Source organism: Enterobacter sp. ECC-249 (genome assembly GCF_043965265.1).
Taxonomy (GTDB): Bacteria; Pseudomonadota; Gammaproteobacteria; order Enterobacterales; family Enterobacteriaceae; genus Enterobacter; species Enterobacter quasiroggenkampii.
Genome location: NZ_CP143660.1, coordinates 751909 through 775151 on the forward strand (window position 1 = coordinate 751909; position 23243 = coordinate 775151).

The 23243-nt window shown below is 54.4% G+C and carries 21 protein-coding genes and 5 tRNA genes; 21 read left to right on the plus strand and 5 right to left on the minus strand.

Annotation, left to right across the window (positions count from 1 at the left end; all coding sequences use genetic code 11):
• Positions 1 to 49 precede the first annotated feature (49 nt).
• Positions 50 to 1066, minus strand: a complete 1017-nt coding sequence (locus V1587_RS03670; protein ID WP_045907861.1) for a LacI family DNA-binding transcriptional regulator — start codon at positions 1064 to 1066, stop codon at positions 50 to 52.
• A 583-nt stretch (positions 1067 to 1649) separates the two neighbouring features.
• A complete protein-coding gene (locus V1587_RS03675; RefSeq protein ID WP_024909080.1) occupies positions 1650 to 2312 on the minus strand; it encodes an OmpA family lipoprotein in 663 nt (220 codons plus the stop codon).
• 211 nt (positions 2313 to 2523) lie between these two features.
• Here V1587_RS03675 and V1587_RS03680 point away from each other — a divergent pair, with 211 nt between their 5' ends.
• The gene (locus V1587_RS03680) at positions 2524 to 4803 is read left to right on the plus strand and encodes a molybdopterin guanine dinucleotide-containing S/N-oxide reductase (RefSeq protein WP_371899155.1); all 2280 of its coding nucleotides are present in this window, start codon (positions 2524 to 2526) and stop codon (positions 4801 to 4803) included.
• Here V1587_RS03680 and V1587_RS03685 read toward each other — a convergent pair.
• Together V1587_RS03685 and tag are read right to left on the minus strand one after the other, a co-directional pair.
• Positions 4766 to 5212: an N-acetyltransferase gene (locus tag V1587_RS03685; protein WP_063622838.1), complete on the minus strand. Its 447-nt coding sequence runs from the start codon at positions 5210 to 5212 to the stop codon at positions 4766 to 4768. The two genes, V1587_RS03680 and V1587_RS03685, sit on opposite strands and share 38 nt — an antisense overlap.
• Complete coding sequence (gene tag / locus V1587_RS03690; RefSeq protein ID WP_371899146.1) at positions 5190 to 5771, minus strand: DNA-3-methyladenine glycosylase I; 582 nt, start codon at positions 5769 to 5771, stop codon at positions 5190 to 5192. Before tag ends, V1587_RS03685 begins: the two co-directional genes overlap by 23 nt.
• Before the next feature lie 154 nt (positions 5772 to 5925).
• Here tag and V1587_RS03695 point away from each other — a divergent pair, with 154 nt between their 5' ends.
• The 9 genes from V1587_RS03695 (at position 5926) to dppF (ending at position 16492) form a co-directional block, all read left to right on the plus strand.
• Positions 5926 to 6624, plus strand: a complete 699-nt coding sequence (locus V1587_RS03695; protein WP_371899147.1) for an autotransporter domain-containing protein — start codon at positions 5926 to 5928, stop codon at positions 6622 to 6624.
• Between the two features lie 238 nt (positions 6625 to 6862).
• The gene (locus V1587_RS03700; protein ID WP_371899148.1) at positions 6863 to 8065 is read left to right on the plus strand and encodes an MFS transporter; all 1203 of its coding nucleotides are present in this window, start codon (positions 6863 to 6865) and stop codon (positions 8063 to 8065) included.
• A 239-nt stretch (positions 8066 to 8304) separates the two neighbouring features.
• Positions 8305 to 9999 carry a kdo(2)-lipid A phosphoethanolamine 7''-transferase gene (gene eptB / locus V1587_RS03705; RefSeq protein WP_371899149.1) on the plus strand — a complete coding sequence of 565 codons (1695 nt, stop codon included), beginning with the start codon at positions 8305 to 8307 and terminating at the stop codon, positions 9997 to 9999.
• 91 nt (positions 10000 to 10090) lie between these two features.
• Positions 10091 to 10167, plus strand: a tRNA-Pro gene (locus V1587_RS03710).
• A gap of 620 nt (positions 10168 to 10787) precedes the next feature.
• The gene (gene dppA, locus V1587_RS03715; protein ID WP_371899150.1) at positions 10788 to 12395 is read left to right on the plus strand and encodes a dipeptide ABC transporter periplasmic-binding protein DppA; all 1608 of its coding nucleotides are present in this window, start codon (positions 10788 to 10790) and stop codon (positions 12393 to 12395) included.
• A gap of 161 nt (positions 12396 to 12556) precedes the next feature.
• Entirely contained in the window at positions 12557 to 13576 is a 1020-nt protein-coding gene (gene dppB, locus V1587_RS03720) for a dipeptide ABC transporter permease DppB (protein ID WP_024909087.1), read from the plus strand.
• A gap of 9 nt (positions 13577 to 13585) precedes the next feature.
• Positions 13586 to 14488, plus strand: a complete 903-nt coding sequence (gene dppC, locus V1587_RS03725; protein ID WP_111964354.1) for a dipeptide ABC transporter permease DppC — start codon at positions 13586 to 13588, stop codon at positions 14486 to 14488.
• 10 nt (positions 14489 to 14498) lie between these two features.
• Positions 14499 to 15482, plus strand: a complete 984-nt coding sequence (gene dppD, locus V1587_RS03730) for a dipeptide ABC transporter ATP-binding protein (RefSeq protein WP_008502772.1) — start codon at positions 14499 to 14501, stop codon at positions 15480 to 15482.
• A complete protein-coding gene (gene dppF, locus V1587_RS03735; protein WP_032644494.1) occupies positions 15479 to 16492 on the plus strand; it encodes a dipeptide ABC transporter ATP-binding subunit DppF in 1014 nt (337 codons plus the stop codon). Before dppD ends, dppF begins: the two co-directional genes overlap by 4 nt.
• Positions 16493 to 16535: 43 nt before the next feature.
• Here the strand turns inward: dppF and coaA are convergent, their stop codons facing one another.
• Positions 16536 to 17486 (minus strand): type I pantothenate kinase, encoded by a 951-nt coding sequence (coaA, locus tag V1587_RS03740; protein ID WP_032668002.1) that lies wholly within the window; start codon positions 17484 to 17486, stop codon positions 16536 to 16538.
• Between the two features lie 317 nt (positions 17487 to 17803).
• Between coaA and V1587_RS03745 the strand changes: the two genes are divergently transcribed.
• From V1587_RS03745 to rplL, 11 genes are all read left to right on the plus strand, one after another.
• Positions 17804 to 17879: transfer RNA gene (locus tag V1587_RS03745), tRNA-Thr, on the plus strand.
• Between the two features lie 8 nt (positions 17880 to 17887).
• Positions 17888 to 17972: transfer RNA gene (locus tag V1587_RS03750), tRNA-Tyr, on the plus strand.
• 117 nt (positions 17973 to 18089) lie between these two features.
• A tRNA-Gly gene (locus tag V1587_RS03755) sits at positions 18090 to 18164 on the plus strand.
• A 6-nt stretch (positions 18165 to 18170) separates the two neighbouring features.
• Positions 18171 to 18246 (plus strand) — tRNA-Thr (locus V1587_RS03760).
• Positions 18247 to 18364: 118 nt separating this feature from the next.
• Positions 18365 to 19549: an elongation factor Tu gene (gene tuf / locus V1587_RS03765; RefSeq protein WP_023309456.1), complete on the plus strand. Its 1185-nt coding sequence runs from the start codon at positions 18365 to 18367 to the stop codon at positions 19547 to 19549.
• A gap of 225 nt (positions 19550 to 19774) precedes the next feature.
• Positions 19775 to 20158 carry a preprotein translocase subunit SecE gene (gene secE, locus V1587_RS03770; RefSeq protein ID WP_014068449.1) on the plus strand — a complete coding sequence of 128 codons (384 nt, stop codon included), beginning with the start codon at positions 19775 to 19777 and terminating at the stop codon, positions 20156 to 20158.
• 1 nt (position 20159) lies between these two features.
• Positions 20160 to 20705 carry a transcription termination/antitermination protein NusG gene (gene nusG, locus V1587_RS03775; RefSeq protein ID WP_002438628.1) on the plus strand — a complete coding sequence of 182 codons (546 nt, stop codon included), beginning with the start codon at positions 20160 to 20162 and terminating at the stop codon, positions 20703 to 20705.
• A gap of 155 nt (positions 20706 to 20860) precedes the next feature.
• Positions 20861 to 21289, plus strand: a complete 429-nt coding sequence (gene rplK / locus V1587_RS03780; RefSeq protein WP_008503452.1) for a 50S ribosomal protein L11 — start codon at positions 20861 to 20863, stop codon at positions 21287 to 21289.
• Positions 21290 to 21292: 3 nt separating this feature from the next.
• Positions 21293 to 21997: a 50S ribosomal protein L1 gene (gene rplA, locus V1587_RS03785; RefSeq protein WP_006810530.1), complete on the plus strand. Its 705-nt coding sequence runs from the start codon at positions 21293 to 21295 to the stop codon at positions 21995 to 21997.
• 291 nt (positions 21998 to 22288) lie between these two features.
• A complete protein-coding gene (gene rplJ, locus V1587_RS03790; protein WP_001207203.1) occupies positions 22289 to 22786 on the plus strand; it encodes a 50S ribosomal protein L10 in 498 nt (165 codons plus the stop codon).
• A 66-nt stretch (positions 22787 to 22852) separates the two neighbouring features.
• On the plus strand, positions 22853 to 23218 hold the full coding sequence (gene rplL / locus V1587_RS03795; RefSeq protein ID WP_006176746.1) for a 50S ribosomal protein L7/L12: 366 nt from the start codon (positions 22853 to 22855) through the stop codon (positions 23216 to 23218).
• Positions 23219 to 23243: the final 25 nt, after the last annotated feature.

Here is a 23243-nt window from a genome sequence, read left to right on the forward strand (position 1 = left end):
AAAGAAAAGGTCAGGATGTCGAATTTATGATCGGTATCACAAGGGAAAATTAACGCGCCGTGGAGCCGCGAACGATCAGCTCGCCGGAGAAGACCTGCTCGCGAACGGCATCGCTGGTGCCTTCAATACGACGAACCACTTGTTCAACAGCAGCATAGCCAATCTGCCAGGTGGGTTGTTTGAGGGTGGTAATGCCGACGCCAGCCAGCTCCGCCCACTCCAGTTCATCAAATCCCAGCAGACCGATATCGCTGCCCCAGTGCAGGCCAATGCGCTTGAGCGAGCGTGCAACCTGCAGGGTTAACGCCCCGTTGGCAGAGATAACGGCTTTTCGCATCCCGCGATGGCGCATGTGGAACTGACGCAGGGTGTTGTCGAGCTGCGCGGCTTCGTGCAGCGGCGTTTCGGCATTTTCGGCGATCACGCCGGGATATCGCTCCAGCGTGGCTCGAAATGCGCTCAGGCGCTCACGACGGGTGTTGACCATCCCCAGCGGTTCACTCAGAAACAGAATGGCCTCGAAACCCTGTTCGATGAGATGTTCGGTGGCGGTCGTCGCGGCCTGGGTGTTGTCCAGCCCGACCACATCGCAGGCAAATTCCGGGATTTTACGGTCGATGAGCACCATGGGAAGGGAGGACTGCTGCAGGCGGTTTAAACCCTCTTCCCGCATGCCCACGGCGTTAACCACGATCCCTTCCACCTGGTAACTGCGCAGCAGATCGAGGTAATGCAGCTCCTGGTCGACTTCATTGTTGGTATTACAGACCAGCGGCGTGAACCCCTTCTCGCGACAGGCGGCTTCAATACCGCTGAGCACGTTAACGGAATAGGGGTTAGTGATATCGGCGATGATCAGCCCGATAAGGCGGGTGCGGCCGCGTTTGAGCCCGCGCGCCATGAGGCTGGGACGGTAGTCGAGATCGGCGATTGCCTGTTCAATTCGCGCCAGCAATGCGTCGGACAACAGGTGTTTCTCGCCGTTAAGGTAGCGCGAAATACTTGTTTTACCGGTTTTGGCGGCTTTCGCCACGTCGCTGATGGTGGCCCGGGCTGGTTTGCTCATCGCTGATTTCCCTGAATTTAGTGAGAATACCTTAGCGGGAAAATCTGGCGAATCAAGCATTTTGCCGGGTAGCGCTGCGCTTACCGGAGGTTGCGGTCTTATGCCCACACCCCAACCCTCTCCCACGGGGCTGAGGGATCCCCAGTAATTTTTTCACCTGAAGCGATGAATGTTGCATCAGCAAAGTTAATGACTTACAGCGACGCCCTGGTCCGGCTGTAAATCGCTGAGGCGTTTGCCTTCCGGCCGGGGCGAGGCGCAGGGATGCGCCGAGAGGGCGGGCTTTACAGGGACGTTACCTCCGCCCGTACCCGATAAGCCGGAAGGAATAAGCCGAGGGCACCGCGAAGCGGCGATTTACCGCCGGGAGCCCGGGTCGCCAGGGTGGTGGCGACTGAGCCACCCTGGCACGTTCACCGGTCATGCCGTTACAGAGTAGCAAGGAACATAAAGTGAACGGAATGACCACCAGAGCTGTATGTTCCCCCTCACCCCAGCCCTCTCCCTCAAGGGAGAGGGGGGCGTCCGTGCTGGCATTATTTTGTGGGGAACCCTCAGCCCACGGGGAGAGGGGGAAATGCGATTATTGAATTGGGCTTAACGTAATCTCTACGCGGCGATTCTGCGCTTTGCCTTCCGCCGTGCTGTTGCTGGCGATAGGGTTGGCAGGGCCCATGCCGCTGGTGCGGATGCGGTTCGCTTCAACGCCCTGCGTAATCAGCGAGCTGGCCACGGCGTCGGCGCGCTGCTGGGACAGGCGCATGTTCAGATCCTGGCTGCCGGTGCTGTCGGTATAGCCCATCACGTTCACGGCGGTCTTGTTGTACTCTTTCAGCACCATCGCCACGCCGGTCAGGGTATTCGCGCCCGCAGGTTTCAGCGTCGCGCTGCTGCTGTCGAAGGTCACGTTGTTCGGCATGTTCAGGATGATGTTATCGCCGCTGCGCGTCACGCTCACGCCGGTTCCCTTCATTTTGTCGCGCAGCTTCGCTTCCTGCACGTCCATGTAATAGCCTACGCCGCCGCCCAATGCCGCGCCCGCCGCTGCGCCAATCAGCGCGCCTTTACCACGGTCTTTCTTGGAGGAGGAGAGCGCCCCAACGCCTGCGCCGACCAGCGAGCCGATACCCGCGCCAATGCCGGATTTACCTGCTTCGCGTTCACCGGTGTAAGGGTTGGTTGTGCAGCCAGAAACAGCCAGAGCACCGCTCACCAGAGCGGCAATAACGAGTACGCGTTTTTTCATCTTCTTTCCTTAATCCTTTTTATTCTTTGCCACGGCGAGCGTGGCAGTTGATTATGACGTCCAGATACGGAGAAAATTCCGGGTATAACTCTGAAATTTGTGACAAACCATAAACTGCCTCAACAAGAAGGCCGTAAACCTGCACGCAACCAGGAGCGCACGCTTGAGCACCTCAACGAAAACCATTCTGACCGCCGCCCACTGGGGGCCGATGCTGGTCGAAACCGATGGCGAAAATGTCCTGTCGTCCCGCGGGGCACTGCCAACCCAACATCCCAACTCGTTACAGACCGTCGTTCGCGATCAGGTGCATAGCAAAACGCGCGTGCGCTGGCCGATGGTGCGTAAAGGTTTTCTGGCCTCGCCGGACAAGCCGCAGGGTATTCGCGGTCAGGATGAGTTTGTACGCGTGAGCTGGGATGACGCGCTGGCGCTGATCCACACCCAGCACAAGCGCATTCGCGACAGTTACGGTCCGTCGTCCATTTTCGCCGGGTCCTACGGCTGGCGTTCGAACGGCGTGCTGCACAAGGCCTCGACGCTGCTGCAGCGCTATATGAGCCTGGCGGGAGGCTATACCGGTCATCTGGGGGATTACTCCACCGGTGCGGCGCAGGCGATCATGCCGTACGTCGTGGGAGGGAACGAAGTGTACCAGCAGCAGACCAGCTGGCCGCTGGTGCTGGAGCATACCGACGTGGTGGTGCTATGGAGCGCTAACCCCCTTAACACGTTGAAAATTGCCTGGAATGCCAGCGACGAGCAGGGCATTGGGTATTTCGACGCGCTGCGCAAAAGCGGCAAACGCATCATCTGCATTGACCCGATGCGTTCGGAAACCATGGATTTCTTCGGCGACAGCGCAGAGTGGATTGCCCCCCATATGGGCACCGACGTGGCGATGATGCTGGGGATCGCCCATACGCTGGTCGAAAACGGCTGGCACGATGTCGAATTCCTGACGCGCTGTACCACCGGCTTCGATAAATTCGCCGACTACCTGACGGGCCAAACCGACGGGGTTGCTAAAACGGCAGAGTGGGCGACCGGGATTTGCGGCGTTCCGGCGGAAAAGCTCCGCGAACTGGCGGCGTTGTTCTATAAAAATACCACGATGTTAATGTCCGGCTGGGGAATGCAGCGTCAGCAGTTTGGCGAGCAAAAACACTGGATGCTGGTAACGCTTGCCGCGATGCTTGGGCAGATCGGCACGCCGGGCGGCGGTTTTGGTCTCTCCTATCACTTTGCTAACGGCGGTAACCCGACGCGTAAAGCGGCGGTGCTGGCGTCTTTGCAAGGCTCGGTGCAGGGCGGCGTGGACGCCGTAGATAAAATCCCGGTGGCGCGTATTGTTGAAGCCCTGGAAAACCCCGGCGGTTTTTATCAGCACAACGGTCTGGACCGCCACTTCCCGGATATTAAATTTGTCTGGTGGGCGGGCGGGTCGAACTTCACGCACCATCAGGATACCAATCGCCTGATCCGCGCCTGGCAAAAGCCGGAGCTGGTGGTTATTTCCGAGTGCTTCTGGACCGGTTCGGCTAAGCACGCAGATATTGTGCTGCCAGCGACTACCTCGTTTGAGCGTAACGATCTCACCATGACCGGTGACTACAGCAACCAGCATATGGTCCCGATGAAGCGCGTAGTGGCCCCGCGAGATGAAGCACGTGATGATTTTGACGTGTTTGCTGAACTGAGCGAACTGTGGGAAACGGGCGGTCGCGAGCGTTTTACCGAAGGGAAAAGCGATCTGCAATGGCTGGAGACCTTCTACCAGATTGCCGGGCAGCGCGGTGCGGCGCAGGGTGTGACGCTTCCGCCATTCGCTGAGTTTTGGGAGGCGAACCAGATTGTTGAAATGCCGGAGAGCGAGCAGAACGCGCAGTTTGTCCGTTTCGCTGATTTTCGACGCGATCCGGAGAGCCATCCGCTGAAAACCGAGAGCGGAAAGATCGTGATCTACAGCGAGCGCATCGCCAGCTTTGGCTATGCTGACTGCCCGCCGCATCCTATGTGGCTCGAGCCGGACGAATGGCATGGCAACGCCCGGCCGGATCAGCTGCAGGTGTTGTCTGCGCATCCCGCGCATCGTCTGCACAGCCAGCTTAACTACACCTCCCTGCGCGAGCAGTATGCGGTCGCCGGGCGAGAGCCGATCACGCTGAATACCCTCGATGCGAAAGCCCGTGGGATTGCGGACGGCGACGTGGTGCGCGTCTGGAATTCGCGTGGACAGGTGCTGGCAGGGGCGGTGGTGAGCGACGGGATTAAACCGGGCGTGATCTGCATTCATCAGGGCGCATGGCCTGACCTTGAGCTCGCCGAAGGCGGTATCTGTAAAAACGGGGCGGTTAACGTGCTGACAAAAGATCTCCCCAGCTCGAAGCTGGGGAATGGCTGCGCAGGAAACACGGCGCTGGCCTGGGTCGAGAAATATACGGGTCCCGAGCTTACCTTAACGGCGTTTGATCCGCCTGCCAGCTCATGATCCACGTCGGGTGCTGAGTGTCATCCTGCCAGGCGCTGTCTTCAATGCGAAAGCCCTGAGCATGGTAGAAATTCACCGCCCGGACATTTTTCTGATACACCTCCAGGGTTAAGTGCGGGAAGCGCTGTTGAACATGGTTCAGCAGCGCGCGCCCGATGCCTTTCCCGATGCATGACGGCGCCACAAACAGGGCACCGACAAACTGAGACTGCATCACGCTGATAAATCCGTATGGCTCGCCATCCTGTTCCCAGACCCAGGTTTCAGCGGACGGCAGGTAAACATCCCGCACCATGGCCTCATTCTCTTTCCAGTAATTCGGCGCGATAAACGGATGCGCTTCCGTGGTGCTTTCGAGCCACAGGCTCAGAAGCGGCGCGGTATTTTCACTTTGCCATTTGCGGATCATGATGGCCTCCGGGATGACAGAAGCAGCCGGTAACGTGGTCGTTGACCAGGCCACAGGCCTGCATAAAGGCGTAGCAGATGGTGGAGCCGACAAACTTAAAGCCGCGTTTTTTCAGGGCCTTCGAGAGCGCATCCGAGGCCGGGGTGGAAGCCGGGATTTCCGCGAGCGTGGCGGCCTGCGTCACTTGCGGATTGTTGTTCACAAACGTCCAGACAAAATCTGAAAATGATTCGCCGTTTTGCTCCATCGCCAGATAAGCGCGTGCGTTACCGATGATGGCCTGGATCTTACCGCGATGACGAATGATGCCGGCGTCCTGCACCAGTCGTTCCACGTCCTCATCGGTCATCGCAGCGACGGCGACAGGATCGAACTGGTGGAAAGCGTTGCGGTAATTTTCGCGTTTCTTCAGCACCGTAATCCATGATAAACCCGCCTGCTGGCCCTCCAGGCAGATCATCTCAAAGAGTTTTTTGCCATCCGTTTCCGGCACGCCCCATTCCCGATCGTGATAGTCGATATAAAGCTGATCCTGGCTCACCCAACCGCAACGTTCCATCCGTCATCTCCCTTATTGATACTGATTTCGCAAATATTTCGTTCTGACTGGCTTGACGTGTTTACTATAAAGACAATAGTTAATACAAGGGCTATAAGCTCTTCCTGAATAACGACAAATATCGCCGAATTCGGCTCTCTCTGGGGTCGCGTTGATGATTATAAAAAAAATCAGTGGTCGCCATGCTGCTTCTGGCCTGGTGGGAATTTCAGCCTGCCTGTTCTTTTGTAATACAGCGTCTGCCTGGCAACAGGAATATATCGTTTCAGACGCCCAAAATAATACGGCGGAACGCTATACATGGGACGCGGATCACCAACCGCGTTATGAGGATATTCTGGCTGAGCGTATTCAGTCTTCGCAGAACGCGCCGGGTCTTGCCCTGAATGTACCGTCTGGCAGCACGACGGAGGGGGCGATGAGCGTGGGCTGGAATTTTCCGGTTTCAGCGCGCATCACCACCGGCCCAGTGGTGGCATGGCGGTACGACGGCACAACTCCCATGATGATCAACGAGTTTGGTGATAGCGCGTCGACGCAGGCAATCACCGACCCGCTCTGGCATGCCAGCGTCAGCACGCTGGGGTGGCGCGTGAATACCCAGTACGGCGATCTCCGACCCTGGGCGCAGATCAGCTATAACCAGCAGTTTGGTGAAAACCAGTGGAAATCGCAGTTTGGTATGCCACAAACGCCCGCCCCTGCTCAAAACGGTAGCTGGATGGATGTCACCGTGGGAACGGATATTCCCTTTAATACACATATGGCGGCCTATGCGTCGCTGGCTCAGGGGGAGCATACCACTACCGGTGAGGAGTTTTTATACACCCTCGGCGTCAGCGCGAACTTCTAGAGTTGTTACTTTTTTAAACGTTAAGATAACATCTCGAATACAACAACCACGGTCTTTACAGCGATAGCAGACACTAACATGCTATCGCTTTATTCCCGTGCCAGGTCATTCATTCCCGATTCCAGGCATTTCATTCCGTTCCGCCTGCATTTCATGCCGTTTTACCCCAGGCATATTGAGGTTTTGTTTATCGTTGTCCTCAGCGAATTCCCTCAATTTCTCTTGCAGGACAACTGCCATGAACACATCAACCTACAACCGCACGCGCTGGCTCACGCTCTTTGGCACCATCGTCACTCAGTTTGCGCTGGGGTCGGTCTATACCTGGAGCCTGTTTAACAGCGCGCTTTCCGACAAACTCGGCGCGCCGGTCAGCCAGGTCGCGTTCTCCTTTGGTCTGCTGAGCCTGGGTCTGGCGATTTCGTCTTCCGTCGCGGGCAAGCTGCAGGAGCGTTTTGGCGTGAAGCGTGTGACTATGGCGTCCGGCATACTGCTGGGTCTGGGCTTTTTCCTCACGGCGCATTCCAGCAACCTGATGATGCTGTGGCTGAGCGCCGGCGTGCTGGTGGGTCTGGCCGATGGCGCAGGTTATCTCCTGACCCTGTCGAACTGCGTGAAGTGGTTCCCGGAGCGTAAAGGCTTAATCTCCGCGTTTGCCATTGGTTCTTACGGTTTAGGCAGCCTTGGGTTCAAATTTATCGACGCCCACCTGCTGGCGTCAGTCGGCCTCGAAAAAACCTTTATGATCTGGGGCGCAATTGTTCTGGTGATGATTTTGTTCGGCTCCACGCTGATGAAAGATGCGCCTCAGCAGGAAGTTAAATCCGTGAACGGCGTGGTGGAGAACGACTTCACCCTGGCGCAGTCTATGCGTAAGCCACAGTACTGGATGCTGGCGGTGATGTTCCTGACGGCCTGCATGAGCGGTCTGTATGTCATCGGCGTGGCGAAAGATATCGCGCAGGGGATGGTAAAACTGGATGCGGCCACGGCGGCGAATGCGGTGACGGTCATCTCCATTGCCAACCTCTCCGGTCGTCTGGTGCTCGGTATTCTGTCTGACAAAATTGCCCGCATCCGCGTGATTACGATTGGGCAGGTGGTCTCGCTGGTCGGTATGGCGGCGCTGCTGTTCGCTCCGCTGAATGAAGCCACCTTCTTCGCGGCGATTGCCTGCGTGGCCTTTAACTTCGGCGGCACCATTACCGTCTTCCCGTCACTGGTGAGCGAGTTCTTTGGCCTGAACAATCTGGCGAAAAACTATGGGGTTATCTATCTTGGCTTCGGGATCGGCAGTATCTGCGGCTCGCTGATTGCCTCCCTGTTCGGCGGGTTCTACGTGACCTTCTGCGTGATATTTGCCTTGCTGATTATCTCGCTGGCGCTCTCGACCACGATTCGCCAGCCGCAGCGTGAAGTCTTCAAAGAAGCGCATGCGTAAGCTGTATGAAAGAGGCCTCTGTGGCCTCTTTTTTCTTTATGCGAGACGCTTCCCGTCTCGATATTTTGTAAAAATTTACACCGATCACACTCTCTGCTGCCACTTTTCTCTCCCGCTGTGGTCTACTTACCGCGCTTGTAGACGTTTCTCATAACGCTTCCTTACGCATTTACTTACTCTGTCCGTTTTCTCTTTGAGATTCGACGGGTCTTTATACCCCTTCCCCCAGGGTTGTTTGCATGAAATACATTAGGTCTCTTACCCAGCAACGTTTGTGTCTGATGCTGGCTGTCTATATCGGTTTGTTTCTGAATGGCGCGGTGCTGTTCAGAAGAGTGGAAGGTTATTTTGAGCACCTCACCGTAAGAAATGGAATTTTTGCCGCGATTGAAGTGTTCGGCTCGATCCTCGCCACATTCTTCCTGTTACGCCTGCTCTCTCTTTTTGGCCGACGTACCTGGCAAATTTTGGCCTCGCTGGTGGTGATTATCTCCGCCGCCGCAAGCTATTACATGACATTTATGAACGTGGTCATTGGGTACGGTATCGTTGCCTCAGTGATGACCACGGATATCGACCTCTCGAAAGAGGTGGTGGGGAAAGGCTTTATTGTCTGGACGATTTTGACCTGTCTGATCCCGCTCTTCTTTATCTGGAACAATACCTGCCGCTATACCTTGTTACGTCAGCTGCGCACGCGCGGGCAGCGGGTTCGCAATATCCTTGTCGTTCTGCTGGCCGGTCTGCTGGTGTGGGCACCTATTCGCCTGATGGAACAACAGCAAAAACGGATTGAAAAAGCGACGGGCGTGGATATGCCAAGCTATGGCGGCGTGGTGGCAAACTCGTATTTGCCGTCTAACTGGCTGTCGGCGTTAGGTCTTTATGCCTGGGCTCAGGCGGATGAATCCAGCGATGTGAAGTCTCTGATCAATCCACTGAAAAAATTCACCTACCAGCCGCCAGCCGACGGGATTGATGATACGTACGTCGTCTTTGTTATTGGTGAAACGACGCGCTGGGATCATATGGGCATTCTCGGTTATGGCCGGGATACCACGCCAAAGCTGGCGCAGGAGAAGAACCTGGTGGCCTACCGTGGCTACTCCTGCGATACCGCGACCAAGCTCTCGCTGCGCTGTATGTTTGTACGTGAAGGCGGTGCAAGCGATAACCCGCAACGTACGCTGAAAGAACAAAACGTCTTTGCCGTGCTGAAGCAGCTTGGCTTTAGCTCTGACCTGTTCGCTATGCAAAGTGAGATGTGGTTCTACACCAATACCCTGGCAGATAACATCGCGTACCGTGAGCAGATTGGCGCCGAACCGCGTAACCGCGGGAAAAACGTGGACGACATGCTGCTGCTTGAGGAGATGTCCCAGTCTCTGAATAATCACCCGCAGGGCAAACATCTCGTCATTCTGCATACCAAAGGGTCGCATTACAGTTATTACCAGCGTTACACGCGCGATTTCGCGAAATGGCAGCCTGAGTGCGTAGGTATTAATAAAGACTGCAGCAAGCAGGAGCTGATTAACGCCTACGATAACTCGGTGCTGTATGTGGATACCTTCCTGAGCCGGGTGATTGACCAGCTGCGCGATAAAAAAGCGATTGTGATTTACGCGGCAGACCACGGTGAATCCATCAACGAGAAAGAGCACCTGCACGGTACGCCGCGCAAGCTGGCACCGCCAGAACAGTTCCGCGTGCCGATGATCATGTGGATGTCGGATAAGTATCTTGAAAATCCGGAGAAAGCGAAGATGTTTGCTCAGCTGAAGAAAGAAGCGGAGATGAAGGTGCCGCGTCGTCACGTTGAGCTGTATGACACCATTATGGGTTGTCTCGGCTATACCTCACCGAACGGTGGGATTAACGAAAACAACAACTGGTGTAAACTCCCTGCTAACAGCGTAAAAGCCGCGCAGTAGCTGCTCTGGCGAGAATATCGCCAGTTGAATGGCTTTTTGAAAATAAGGGATTGACGGGGGCGCACCTCAGCAGTAAGATGCGCTCCGCATTCGGCGAGTAGCGCAGCTTGGTAGCGCAACTGGTTTGGGACCAGTGGGTCGGAGGTTCGAATCCTCTCTCGCCGACCACATTCTGAAAAGGGCTAACCGTAAGGTTAGCCCTTTTTGCATTATGATCTTATCCCGTCAGAGTATCCAAAACGCCCCTTAGGCCTGCTTCTCCCTGCCTGTTAACGATTTTGTGACATAATCCATTGTATTTTTTTATATATAGATTGATCTTTTTTCGCGTTGCTTATGGATAACCTCAGCATTTTTCGCTGTGCGTTTTAACGTTCGCGGTATTTAGTGCTCAGATAATCACCATTCTGCAAGAAAATTTACCCATTCTGAATAAAAGTTAATCACTGATTGTTGCGAAATATGAAGATAGTTGTGCTGCAACATGGCGAGTAGCATAAATTTCCCTGCTGAAAACTGGCGCTCATGGTTTTTTTAATCTTTGTTTGCGGTTTCTCACACTCAGCGTAAATCCCCGTCACCTGTATTGACGTTTTCACATTCTGTTGACAGATTGTAGGGCATGAGGGGCATTTCAGGGACGATCTGCGCTGCAACTCAAACGCTCTTCTGAAAGGATTCTCCATCCCTTTAACGCCTTCGGGCACCTCCGACCGGACCGGGTAAAAAATAAATAAAGGTCTGGCGGCGTAACACAACAAAGCAAAACATCACATTGGAGCAGAATAATGAGTATTTCCTTGAAGAAGTCAGGGATGCTGAAGCTTGGTCTGAGCCTGGTGGCTATGACCGTGGCAGCAAGCGTACAGGCAAAAACCCTGGTTTACTGTTCTGAAGGCTCGCCGGAAGGCTTTAACCCACAGCTCTTTACCTCTGGTACGACGTACGACGCAAGCTCTGTACCGATCTATAACCGTCTGGTTGAATTCAAAACTGGTACCACGGAAGTGATTCCGGGTCTGGCTGAGAAGTGGGACGTCAGCGAAGACGGTAAAACCTATACCTTCCACCTGCGCCAGGGCGTGAAGTGGCAGGACAGCAAAGATTTCAAACCAACGCGCGACTTTAACGCCGACGACGTTGTGTTCTCCTTCGACCGTCAGAAAAACGCTCAGAACCCGTACCACAAAGTGTCTGGCGGCAGCTATGAATACTTCGAAGGGATGGGTCTGCCAGACCTGATCGCTGAAGTGAAAAAAGTGGATGATAAAACGGTTCAGTTCGTACTGACTCGTCCGGAAGCGCCATTCCTGGCTGACCTGGCTATGGACTTCGCTTCAATTCTGTCCAAAGAGTACGCGGACAACATGCTGAAAGCCGGTACGCCGGAAAAAGTCGACCTGAACCCAATCGGTACTGGTCCATTCCAGCTGCTGCAGTACCAGAAAGACTCCCGCATTCTGTATAAAGCATTCGAAGGCTTCTGGGGCACCAAGCCGCAGATCGACCGTCTGGTCTTCTCCATCACGCCTGATGCGTCAGTGCGTTATGCAAAACTGCAGAAAAACGAATGCCAGGTCATGCCGTATCCGAACCCGGCTGATATTGCCCGCATGAAGCAGGACAAGAACATCAACCTGCTGGAACAGGCTGGCCTGAACGTTGGCTATCTCTCCTTCAACACCGAGAAGAAACCGTTTGATGACGTGAAAGTGCGTCAGGCGCTGACCTACGCGGTGAACAAAGAAGCGATTATCAAGGCGGTTTACCAGGGCGCTGGCGTTGCTGCCAAAAACCTGATCCCACCAACCATGTGGGGCTATAACGACGACGTTAAAGACTACAGCTACGATCCTGAGAAAGCGAAAGCGCTGCTGAAAGAAGCGGGCCAGGATAAAGGCTTCACCGTTGAGCTGTGGGCGATGCCGGTACAGCGTCCGTACAACCCGAACGCACGCCGTATGGCAGAAATGGTTCAGGCTGACTGGGCTAAGATTGGCGTTCAGGCCAAGATTGTGACCTACGAGTGGGGCGAGTACCTGAAGCGCGCCAAAGCGGGTGAGCACCAGGCGGTAATGATGGGCTGGACCGGTGATAACGGGGATCCGGACAACTTCTTCGCCACCCTGTTCAGCTGCGCAGCGGCGAAAGACGGTTCTAACTACTCTCGCTGGTGCTACAAGCCGTTTGAAGACCTGATCCAGCCGGCGCGTGCGACCGACGATCACAACAAACGTATTGAACTGTACAAGCAGGCTCAGGTTGTTATGCACGATCAGGCTCCGGCGCTGATTGTTGCTCACTCCACCGTGTACGAGCCAGTGCGTAAAGAAGTGAAGGGCTACGTGGTTGATCCACTGGGCAAACACCACTTCGAAAACGTATCTGTTGAATAATAAGTAGGGTGTTCTCCCTCTCCCTCTGGGAGAGGGCAGGGGTGAGGGGCGTGCATGCATCCCCTCACCCTAACCCTCTCCCGAAGAGAGAGGGAATTTACATTTGTGAGCAATACAGACGTCACGCCACTGGTCGTGCGTCATCAGAGAGAATCCGGGTTATGTTGCAGTTCATCCTCCGACGTCTGGGACTTGTTATCCCCACGTTTATCGGTATCACCCTTCTCACTTTTGCCTTCGTCCATATGATCCCCGGCGACCCGGTAATGATTATGGCGGGCGAGCGTGGTATTTCCCCTGAGCGCCATGCACAGCTGCTGGCGGAACTCGGTCTCGATAAGCCGATGTGGCAGCAGTACCTCCACTATATCTGGGGCGTGCTGCACGGTGACTTAGGGATTTCGCTGAAAAGCCGTCTTCCGGTGTGGGACGAGTTCGTGCCGCGTTTTAAAGCGACGCTGGAACTTGGCGTCTGCGCCATGATTTTCGCCACCGCGGTAGGTATTCCTGTCGGGGTTCTGGCTGCCGTCAAGCGTGGCTCTATTTTTGACCACACCGCAGTGGGCCTGGCGCTGACCGGCTACTCCATGCCTATTTTCTGGTGGGGCATGATGCTGATCATGCTGGTATCGGTGCAGCTTAACCTGACACCGGTCTCCGGGCGCGTTAGCGATATGGTCTTCCTTGATGATACCAACCCGCTCACCGGCTTTATGCTGATTGATACGGCTATCTGGGGAGAAGAGGGCAACTTCATGGATGCCGTCGCGCACATGATCCTGCCTGCGATGGTGCTGGGCACCATTCCTCTGGCGGTGATCGTGCGTATGACCCGTTCCTCCATGCTGGAAGTGCTGGGTGAGGATTATATCCGCACCGCGCGCGCCAAGGGCCTGACGCGTATGCGCGTCATTATCGTTCACGCGCTGCGTAACGCCATGCTGCCGGTAGTGACCGTTATCGGTCTCCAGGTGGGGACGTTGCTGGCGGGGGCGATTCTGACCGAAACCATTTTCTCCTGGCCGGGTCTTGGACGCTGGCTGATTGACGCGCTGCAACGCCGTGACTATCCGGTTGTGCAGGGCGGTGTACTGCTGGTCGCGACGATGATTATTCTCGTCAACCTGCTGGTCGATTTGCTGTACGGCGTGGTGAACCCGCGTATTCGTCATAAGAAGTAAGGGACCATCATGTCACAAGTCACTCAAAATAAAGTGGTCGCTGCACCGGTTCCTATGACGCCGCTGCAGGAATTCTGGCACTACTTCAAGCGCAATAAAGGCGCGGTGGTAGGGCTGGTGTATGTCGCAATCATGATCCTGATTGCGGTGTTTGCGAACTTCCTCGCACCGTATAACCCGGCGGACCAGTTCCGCGATGCGCTTCTCGCGCCACCTGCGTGGCAGGATGGCGGTAGCCTGGCCCACCTGCTGGGTACCGATGACGTGGGCCGCGACGTGCTGTCGCGTCTGATGTACGGCGCGCGCCTGTCGCTGCTGGTCGGCTGCCTGGTGGTGGTGTTATCCCTGATTATGGGGATCGTGCTGGGTCTGGTTGCCGGTTACTTCGGCGGTATCGTTGATAACATCATTATGCGTATCGTCGACATCATGCTGGCGCTGCCAAGCCTGCTGCTGGCGCTGGTGCTGGTGGCGATCTTCGGTCCGTCAATCGGCAACGCCGCGCTGGCATTGACCTTCGTGGCACTTCCTCACTATGTGCGATTAACCCGTGCGGCGGTGCTGGTAGAAGTGAACCGCGACTACGTCACGGCCTCTCGCGTGGCGGGTGCCGGTGCGATGCGCCAGATGTTTGTCAATATCTTCCCGAACTGCCTTGCGCCGCTGATTGTTCAGGCGTCGCTCGGCTTCTCTAACGCCATTCTTGATATGGCCGCTCTTGGCTTCCTGGGCATGGGTGCGCAGCCGCCAACACCGGAGTGGGGCACGATGCTCTCCGACGTGTTGCAGTTCGCACAAAGCGCCTGGTGGGTTGTCACCTTCCCGGGTCTGGCAATCCTGCTGACGGTGCTGGCATTTAACCTGATGGGTGATGGCCTGCGTGATGCGCTTGATCCCAAACTGAAGCAGTAAGAGGCACGAGATGGCGTTATTAAATGTAGATAAATTATCGGTGCACTTTGGCGACGAAGGCACCCCGTTTCGCGCCGTGGACCGCATCAGCTACAGCGTAAATCAGGGCGAAGTGGTTGGTATCGTCGGGGAGTCCGGTTCCGGTAAGTCAGTGAGCTCGCTGGCGATCATGGGGCTGATTGATTACCCGGGCCGCGTGATGGCGGAAAACCTGCAGTTTAACGGTCAGGATCTGAAACGCATTTCTGAAAAACAGCGCCGCCAGCTGGTGGGCGCCGAAGTGGCGATGATTTTCCAGGATCCCATGACCAGCCTGAACCCCTGCTACACCGTTGGTTTCCAGATCATGGAAGCGATTAAGGTGCATCAGGGCGGGAATAAGAAAACCCGTCGCCAGCGCGCGATCGATCTGCTGAACCAGGTAGGTATTCCTGACCCGGCATCGCGCCTGGACGTTTATCCGCATCAGCTCTCCGGTGGGATGAGCCAGCGCGTGATGATCGCCATGGCAATAGCCTGTCGGCCAAAGCTGCTGATTGCGGATGAGCCGACGACGGCGCTGGATGTGACCATTCAGGCGCAAATCATCGAACTGCTGCTGGAGCTGCAGCAGAAAGAGAATATGGCGCTGGTGCTGATTACGCACGATCTGGCGCTGGTGGCCGAAGCCGCGCACAAAATCATCGTGATGTATGCCGGCCAGGTGGTCGAGACCGGAAACTCACACGATATTTTCCGCGCGCCGCGTCACCCGTATACCCAGGCGCTTTTACGCGCGCTGCCGGAGTTTGCCCAGGACAAAGCGCGTCTGGCGTCGCTGCCGGGTGTGGTGCCGGGTAAATATGACCGTCCGCAGGGCTGTCTGCTCAATCCGCGCTGTCCGTATGCGACGGACAAATGCCGGGCAGAAGAGCCAGAGCTGAACCAGCTGGCTGACGGTCGTCAGTCGAAATGCCACTACCCACTCGATGATGCCGGGAGGCCAACACTATGAGTACGCAACAGGCCACCACGCAACAGCCGCTGTTGCAGGCCATCGATCTGAAAAAATACTACCCGGTGAAGAAGGGATTGTTTGCCCCTGAACGCCTGGTGAAAGCGCTGGACGGCGTCTCTTTTAACCTCGAACGCGGTAAAACGCTGGCGGTGGTGGGGGAGTCAGGCTGCGGTAAATCCACGCTGGGCCGGCTGCTGACGATGATTGAGGTACCGACCGGCGGTGAGCTCTATTATCAGGGTCAGGATCTGCTCAAGCACGATCCGCAGGCGCAGAAGCTGCGCCGCCAGAAAATCCAGATTGTGTTCCAGAACCCGTATGGTTCTTTGAACCCGCGTAAAAAAGTCGGGCAGATTCTGGAAGAGCCGCTGCTGATTAATAGCAATCTGAGCAAAGAGCAGCGCCGTGAAAAAGCGCTGGCGATGATGGCGAAGGTCGGCCTCAAAACCGAGCATTACGACCGCTATCCGCACATGTTCTCCGGCGGCCAGCGTCAGCGTATTGCCATCGCGCGCGGGCTGATGCTCGATCCGGACGTGGTGATTGCCGATGAGCCGGTCTCCGCGCTCGACGTATCCGTGCGTGCGCAGGTTCTGAACCTGATGATGGATCTCCAGCAGGAGCTGGGGCTGTCTTACGTTTTCATCTCCCACGACCTGTCGGTGGTGGAGCATATTGCTGATGAGGTGATGGTGATGTACCTGGGACGCTGCGTGGAGAAGGGGACCAAAGACCAGATCTTTAATAACCCTCGTCATCCGTATACCCAGGCGCTGCTGTCTGCGACGCCGCGTTTGAACCCGGACGATCGTCGTGAGCGTATTAAGCTGACGGGTGAACTGCCAAGTCCGCTGAATCCGCCTCCGGGATGTGCATTCAACGCCCGCTGCAGCCGTCGCTTTGGCCCGTGCACCCAGCTCCAGCCGCAGCTGAAGGATTATGGCGGTCAGCTGGTTGCCTGCTTCGCGGTCGATCAGGATGAAAATGGCGAGAAGCCACATGCATAATAAAAAAAACCGGCGCTAAGCCGGTTTTTTTATGCCTGCTTGATTATTTCCGCAGGCGAATCTGGTCGACGGCGTGCTTCTCGCTCTTGGTGAGGATCAGGCTGGCGCGTTCGCGCGTCGGCAGGATGTTCTCTTTGAGGTTCACGTAGTTGATCTCGTTCCACAGTCCCGTGGCCACGCCGATCGCTTCTTCTTCAGAAAGCTGAGCATAGTGGTGGAAATAGGAATCCGGGTCAGTGAACGCCCCTTCGCGGAACTTCAGGAAACGGTTGATGTACCAGTTCTGCAGCAGGTCTTCCGGGGCATCGACATAGATAGAGAAATCAACGAAATCCGAGACGAATACGTGATGCGGGTCGTGTGGATAGTCCATCCCGCTTTGCAGCACGTTCAGACCTTCCAGAATCAGGATGTCCGGCTGGACCACCGTTTTATCCCCACCCGGGATGCGATCGTAGATCAGATGCGAATAGACTGGTGCAGTCACGTGAGGCACGCCGGATTTCAGGTCAGAGACAAATTTCACCAGACGGTGCATATCATAAGAGAGCGGGAAGCCTTTCTTCTTCATCAGGCCGCGTTCTTTTAACACCTCATTCGGGTGCAGGAAGCCGTCGGTGGTGATCAGCTCCACGCTGCGGTGTTCCGGCCAGCGACTCAACAGGGCCTGCAGGACACGCGCGGTGGTACTTTTACCCACGGCCACGCTGCCTGCGATACTAATGATATAAGGAATGCGTTGACCGTTCGTCCCGAGAAACTGCTCCAGCACGGCCTGACGGCGCAAGTTCGAGCTGATATAGAAGTTAAGCAAGCGAGAGAGGGGGAGATAAATTTCTGCCACCTCTTCAAGGGACAGATCTTCGTTTATCCCTTTTAACCGTGCGATTTCACCTTCCGTCAGCGTCATAGGGACGGAATCACGCAGGGCAGCCCACTGGCTGCGGTTAAAGTGAAGATAAGGCGTCATTAACGTTTGCTCTTTTTTGCTCATAAGCATGCTTCAGTGAGCCAGCATCACACTGCCGGATCATGGCTCATCACACAGTTAATTTTGGACAATGGGCAGGAGGTTAACACCAGATGACAGGAATAATAAGAAAAAAGATGGAAAGCGCTGCGTAACGCGGAAGCCGTCACGCTACGGTGAATACGGTGCAAATCACGATGATATGTTGAATATTTGACCTCAAATGACTACTTTTACAGCGTCCGATACGTTGTTCGCATAAAATGTGAGCGAAAGAACGTTTTATGCAAATTTTTAGTTGCATGACCGCGCAGGTATCCATAGAATGCGCGCTACTTGATGCCGACTTAGCTCAGTAGGTAGAGCAACTGACTTGTAATCAGTAGGTCACCAGTTCGATTCCGGTAGTCGGCACCATCAAGTCCGGTGGGGTTCCCGAGCGGCCAAAGGGAGCAGACTGTAAATCTGCCGTCACAGACTTCGAAGGTTCGAATCCTTCCCCCACCACCACTTTCTGGCAGCGTAAATGCCGCCGGAGCTGGTTGGAAAAATTAGCCAGCTCAAACTGAAAAAGAGAGAAATCTCTTTTTTTGTTACAGAAAGAACTGGGTAGCCGAGTTTCAGGATGCGGGCATCGTATAATGGCTATTACCTCAGCCTTCCAAGCTGATGATGCGGGTTCGATTCCCGCTGCCCGCTCCAATACGTGCTGATATGGCTCAGTTGGTAGAGCGCACCCTTGGTAAGGGTGAGGTCCCCAGTTCGACTCTGGGTATCAGCACCACTTCACTTCTCCTTCCCGTTTCTCTCTGTTTCAATTTTACTGTATTCAACAATTCAGGCATTTCGCCTGGTTGATGTGGTGATATCACCGATTTATCCGTGTCTTAGAGGGACAATCGATGTCTAAAGAAAAGTTTGAACGTACAAAACCGCACGTTAACGTCGGTACTATCGGCCACGTTGACCATGGTAAAACAACGCTGACCGCTGCAATCACTACCGTTCTGGCAAAAACCTACGGTGGTTCTGCTCGTGCATTCGACCAGATCGATAACGCACCAGAAGAAAAAGCTCGTGGTATCACCATCAACACTTCCCACGTTGAGTACGACACCCCGACTCGCCACTACGCACACGTAGACTGCCCAGGCCACGCCGACTATGTTAAAAACATGATCACCGGTGCTGCGCAGATGGACGGCGCGATCCTGGTTGTTGCTGCGACTGACGGCCCAATGCCTCAGACTCGTGAGCACATCCTGCTGGGTCGTCAGGTAGGCGTTCCTTTCATCATCGTGTTCCTGAACAAATGCGACATGGTTGATGACGAAGAGCTGCTGGAACTGGTAGAGATGGAAGTTCGTGAACTGCTGTCTCAGTACGATTTCCCAGGCGACGATACCCCAATCGTTCGTGGTTCTGCTCTGAAAGCGCTGGAAGGCGACGCAGAGTGGGAAGCGAAAATCATCGAACTGGCTGGCTTCCTGGATTCTTACATCCCAGAACCAGAGCGTGCGATTGACAAGCCATTCCTGCTGCCAATCGAAGACGTATTCTCCATCTCCGGTCGTGGTACTGTTGTTACCGGTCGTGTAGAGCGCGGTATCATCAAAGTTGGCGAAGAAGTTGAAATCGTTGGTATCAAAGAGACTGCTAAGTCTACCTGTACTGGCGTTGAAATGTTCCGCAAACTGCTGGACGAAGGCCGTGCTGGTGAGAACGTTGGTGTTCTGCTGCGTGGTATCAAACGTGAAGAAATCGAACGTGGTCAGGTTCTGGCGAAGCCAGGCTCAATCAAGCCACACACCAAGTTCGAATCTGAAGTGTACATCCTGTCCAAAGACGAAGGCGGCCGTCATACTCCGTTCTTCAAAGGCTACCGTCCACAGTTCTACTTCCGTACAACTGACGTGACCGGTACCATCGAACTGCCAGAAGGCGTTGAGATGGTAATGCCAGGCGACAACATCAAGATGGTTGTGACTCTGATCCACCCAATCGCGATGGACGACGGTCTGCGTTTCGCAATCCGTGAAGGTGGCCGTACCGTTGGCGCGGGCGTGGTTGCTAAAGTTCTCGGCTAATCGCTGATAACATTTGACGCAATGCGCATGAAAAGGGCATCATTTGATGCCCTTTTTGCACGCTTTCACATCAGAACCTGGCTCATCAGTGATTATTTTTGTCATAATCATTGCTGAGACAGGCTCTGCAGAGAGCGTATAATCCATAAAGGGATTATTTCGATTTGGCTCGCCTCGCAATCGCGGGGTGAAATTATTTGTAGAATTCTTCTGACAGGTTGGTTTATGAGTGCGAATACCGAAGCTCAAGGGAGCGGGCGCGGCCTGGAAGCGATGAAGTGGGTCGCTGTTGCCGTGCTGCTGATTGTGGCAATCGTTGGCAACTATCTTTATCGTGACATGATGCTGCCGCTCCGCGCGCTGGCAGTGGTGATTCTGATTGCTGCAGCGGGCGGTGTCGCGCTGTTGACGACTAAAGGTAAAGCAACCGTTGCTTTTGCACGTGAAGCGCGTACCGAAGTCCGCAAGGTCATTTGGCCGACTCGCCAGGAAACGCTGCACACCACGCTGATCGTGGCAGCAGTAACTGCGGTAATGTCACTGATCCTGTGGGGACTGGATGGTATTCTGGTTCGCCTGGTTTCCTTTATTACTGGCCTGAGGTTCTAAGATGTCTGAAGCCCCTAAAAAGCGTTGGTACGTCGTTCAGGCGTTTTCCGGTTTTGAAGGCCGCGTAGCAACGTCGCTGCGTGAGCATATCAAATTACACAACATGGAAGAGTTATTTGGCGAAGTTATGGTTCCGACCGAAGAAGTGGTTGAGATCCGTGGCGGCCAACGTCGCAAAAGCGAGCGTAAATTCTTCCCGGGTTACGTGCTGGTTCAGATGGTGATGAACGACGCGAGCTGGCACCTGGTGCGCAGTGTACCGCGCGTGATGGGCTTTATCGGCGGCACCTCTGACCGTCCGGCGCCAATCAGCGACAAAGAAGTTGATGCGATTATGAACCGCCTGCAGCAGGTGGGTGATAAGCCGCGTCCTAAAACGCTGTTTGAACCGGGTGAAATGGTTCGTGTTAGCGACGGTCCGTTTGCTGACTTTAATGGCGTCGTTGAAGAAGTGGACTACGAGAAGTCCCGCCTGAAAGTTTCTGTTTCTATCTTCGGTCGTGCGACCCCGGTAGAACTGGACTTTGCGCAGGTCGAAAAAGCCTAAGCAGCGATCAAAAAAGCGGCGATTTAATCGTTGCACAGGGCGCGAGATTGGAATACAATTTCGCGCCTTTTGTTTTTATGGGCCCGGCCCGTAAAACGAATTTTATTCACGGGGAGCCTCCCTGAGGCGCTATTACCCAATCAGAGGATTTTAGAATGGCTAAGAAAGTACAAGCCTACGTCAAGCTGCAGGTTGCAGCTGGTATGGCGAACCCAAGTCCACCAGTTGGTCCAGCTCTGGGTCAGCAGGGTGTGAACATCATGGAATTCTGTAAAGCGTTCAACGCCAAAACCGAATCCCTGGAAAAAGGTCTGCCAATCCCAGTTGTAATCACTGTTTACGCTGACCGTTCTTTCACTTTCGTTACCAAAACCCCTCCAGCAGCTGTTCTGCTGAAGAAAGCGGCTGGTATCAAGTCTGGTTCCGGTAAACCGAACAAAGACAAAGTGGGTAAAATTTCCCGCGCTCAGCTGCAGGAAATCGCGCAGACCAAAGCTGCCGACATGACTGGTGCCGACATTGAAGCGATGACTCGCTCAATCGAAGGTACTGCACGTTCCATGGGCCTGGTAGTGGAGGACTAAGAAATGGCTAAACTGACCAAGCGCATGTCCGTGATCCGTGACAAAGTTGATGCGACCAAACAGTACGACATCAACGAAGCTATCGCTCTGCTGAAAGAACTGGCAACTGCTAAGTTCGTTGAAAGCGTTGACGTTGCCGTTAACCTCGGCATCGACGCGCGTAAATCCGATCAGAACGTTCGTGGCGCAACTGTACTGCCACACGGTACTGGCCGTTCCGTTCGCGTAGCTGTATTTGCTCAGGGTGCAAACGCTGAAGCTGCTAAAGCTGCCGGCGCTGAACTGGTAGGTATGGAAGATCTGGCTGATCAGATCAAGAAAGGCGAAATGAACTTTGACGTTGTTATTGCTTCTCCAGATGCAATGCGCGTTGTTGGCCAGCTGGGCCAGGTTCTGGGTCCACGCGGCCTGATGCCAAACCCGAAAGTGGGTACTGTAACCCCTAACGTTGCTGAAGCTGTTAAGAACGCTAAAGCAGGTCAGGTTCGTTATCGTAACGACAAAAACGGCATCATCCACACCACCATCGGTAAAGTGGACTTTGACGCTGACAAACTGAAAGAAAACCTGGAAGCTCTGCTGGTTGCGCTGAAAAAAGCAAAACCAACTCAGGCTAAAGGCGTGTACATCAAGAAAGTTAGCATCTCCACCACCATGGGTGCAGGTGTTGCAGTTGACCAGGCTGGCCTGAGCGCTGCTGCAAACTAATGCCTTTACGTGGGCGGTGATTTTGTCTACAATCTTACCCCCACGTTTGCTAACGAAAGTTAGCGGCTAAAAGATTTGTTCGTTGGAGCCTGGCCTAATCCAGGCCTCCGTCGAAGACCGCAGGTGTTTCGCAAGAGACTTAATCCCCTGCGTAGACGGTGACAGAACGCTAAGATTATTTTTGGATACTCTGGCTTGTTTCTGCTCACCGTATTAAGACGCTCTTTCCGTTGGGGAGAGTGAAGTGAGTTCCGGAACATGAGTTCCGGCAAACATCCAGGAGCAAAGCTAATGGCTTTAAATCTTCAAGACAAACAAGCGATTGTTGCTGAAGTCAGCGAAGTAGCCAAAGGCGCGCTGTCTGCAGTAGTTGCGGATTCCCGTGGCGTTACTGTAGACAAAATGACTGAACTGCGTAAAGCAGGTCGTGAAGCTGGCGTATACATGCGTGTTGTTCGTAACACCCTGCTGCGTCGCGTAGTTGAAGGTACTCAGTTCGAGTGCCTGAAAGACACGTTTGTTGGTCCGACCCTGATTGCATACTCTATGGAACACCCGGGCGCTGCTGCTCGTCTGTTCAAAGAGTTCGCGAAAGCGAATGCAAAATTTGAGGTCAAAGCTGCAGCCTTTGAAGGTGAGTTGATCCCGGCATCGCAAATCGATCGCCTGGCAACCCTGCCGACCTACGAAGAAGCAATTGCACGCCTGATGGCAACCATGAAAGAAGCTTCGGCTGGCAAACTGGTTCGCACTCTGGCTGCTGTTCGCGATGCGAAAGAAGCTGCTTAATAGCAGTTATCTTTATAAAGCATTCGCTTACGTATAAACTTATTCTGATTTTCAGGAACAATTTAAATGTCTATCACTAAAGATCAAATCATTGAAGCAGTTGCAGCTATGTCCGTAATGGACGTTGTAGAACTGATTTCTGCAATGGAAGAAAAATTCGGTGTTTCTGCTGCTGCTGCTGTAGCTGTAGCTGCGGGCCCGGCTGAAGCTGCTGAAGAAAAAACTGAATTCGACGTAATTCTGAAAGCTGCTGGCGCTAACAAAGTTGCTGTTATCAAAGCAGTACGTGGCGCAACTGGCCTGGGTCTGAAAGAAGCTAAAGACCTGGTAGAATCTGCTCCAGCTGCGCTGAAAGAAGGCGTGAGCAAAGACGACGCAGAAGCACTGAAAAAATCTCTGGAAGAAGCTGGCGCTGAAGTTGAAGTTAAATAAGCCAACTTTTCTGGTTGCAGCCTAA

Bases quoted from the DNA above. Each gene is read 5' to 3' on its own strand.
- rplL (WP_006176746.1), top strand. From the start codon at position 22,853: ATGTCTATCACTAAAGATCAAATCATTGAAGCAGTTGCAGCTATGTCC.
- V1587_RS03675 (WP_024909080.1), bottom strand. From the start codon at position 2,312: ATGAAAAAACGCGTACTCGTTATTGCCGCTCTGGTGAGCGGTGCTCTG.
- rplA (WP_006810530.1), top strand. From the start codon at position 21,293: ATGGCTAAACTGACCAAGCGCATGTCCGTGATCCGTGACAAAGTTGAT.
- V1587_RS03700 (WP_371899148.1), top strand. From the start codon at position 6,863: ATGAACACATCAACCTACAACCGCACGCGCTGGCTCACGCTCTTTGGC.
- eptB (WP_371899149.1), top strand. From the start codon at position 8,305: ATGAAATACATTAGGTCTCTTACCCAGCAACGTTTGTGTCTGATGCTG.
- nusG (WP_002438628.1), top strand. From the start codon at position 20,160: ATGTCTGAAGCCCCTAAAAAGCGTTGGTACGTCGTTCAGGCGTTTTCC.
- tag (WP_371899146.1), bottom strand. From the start codon at position 5,771: ATGGAACGTTGCGGTTGGGTGAGCCAGGATCAGCTTTATATCGACTAT.
- V1587_RS03680 (WP_371899155.1), top strand. From the start codon at position 2,524: ATGCTGGTCGAAACCGATGGCGAAAATGTCCTGTCGTCCCGCGGGGCA.
- dppC (WP_111964354.1), top strand. From the start codon at position 13,586: ATGTCACAAGTCACTCAAAATAAAGTGGTCGCTGCACCGGTTCCTATG.
- secE (WP_014068449.1), top strand. From the start codon at position 19,775: ATGAGTGCGAATACCGAAGCTCAAGGGAGCGGGCGCGGCCTGGAAGCG.
- rplJ (WP_001207203.1), top strand. From the start codon at position 22,289: ATGGCTTTAAATCTTCAAGACAAACAAGCGATTGTTGCTGAAGTCAGC.
- V1587_RS03670 (WP_045907861.1), bottom strand. From the start codon at position 1,066: ATGAGCAAACCAGCCCGGGCCACCATCAGCGACGTGGCGAAAGCCGCC.
- V1587_RS03685 (WP_063622838.1), bottom strand. From the start codon at position 5,212: ATGATCCGCAAATGGCAAAGTGAAAATACCGCGCCGCTTCTGAGCCTG.
- dppD (WP_008502772.1), top strand. From the start codon at position 14,499: ATGGCGTTATTAAATGTAGATAAATTATCGGTGCACTTTGGCGACGAA.
- V1587_RS03695 (WP_371899147.1), top strand. From the start codon at position 5,926: ATGATTATAAAAAAAATCAGTGGTCGCCATGCTGCTTCTGGCCTGGTG.
- tuf (WP_023309456.1), top strand. From the start codon at position 18,365: ATGTCTAAAGAAAAGTTTGAACGTACAAAACCGCACGTTAACGTCGGT.
- dppF (WP_032644494.1), top strand. From the start codon at position 15,479: ATGAGTACGCAACAGGCCACCACGCAACAGCCGCTGTTGCAGGCCATC.
- dppA (WP_371899150.1), top strand. From the start codon at position 10,788: ATGAGTATTTCCTTGAAGAAGTCAGGGATGCTGAAGCTTGGTCTGAGC.
- coaA (WP_032668002.1), bottom strand. From the start codon at position 17,486: ATGAGCAAAAAAGAGCAAACGTTAATGACGCCTTATCTTCACTTTAAC.
- dppB (WP_024909087.1), top strand. From the start codon at position 12,557: ATGTTGCAGTTCATCCTCCGACGTCTGGGACTTGTTATCCCCACGTTT.
- rplK (WP_008503452.1), top strand. From the start codon at position 20,861: ATGGCTAAGAAAGTACAAGCCTACGTCAAGCTGCAGGTTGCAGCTGGT.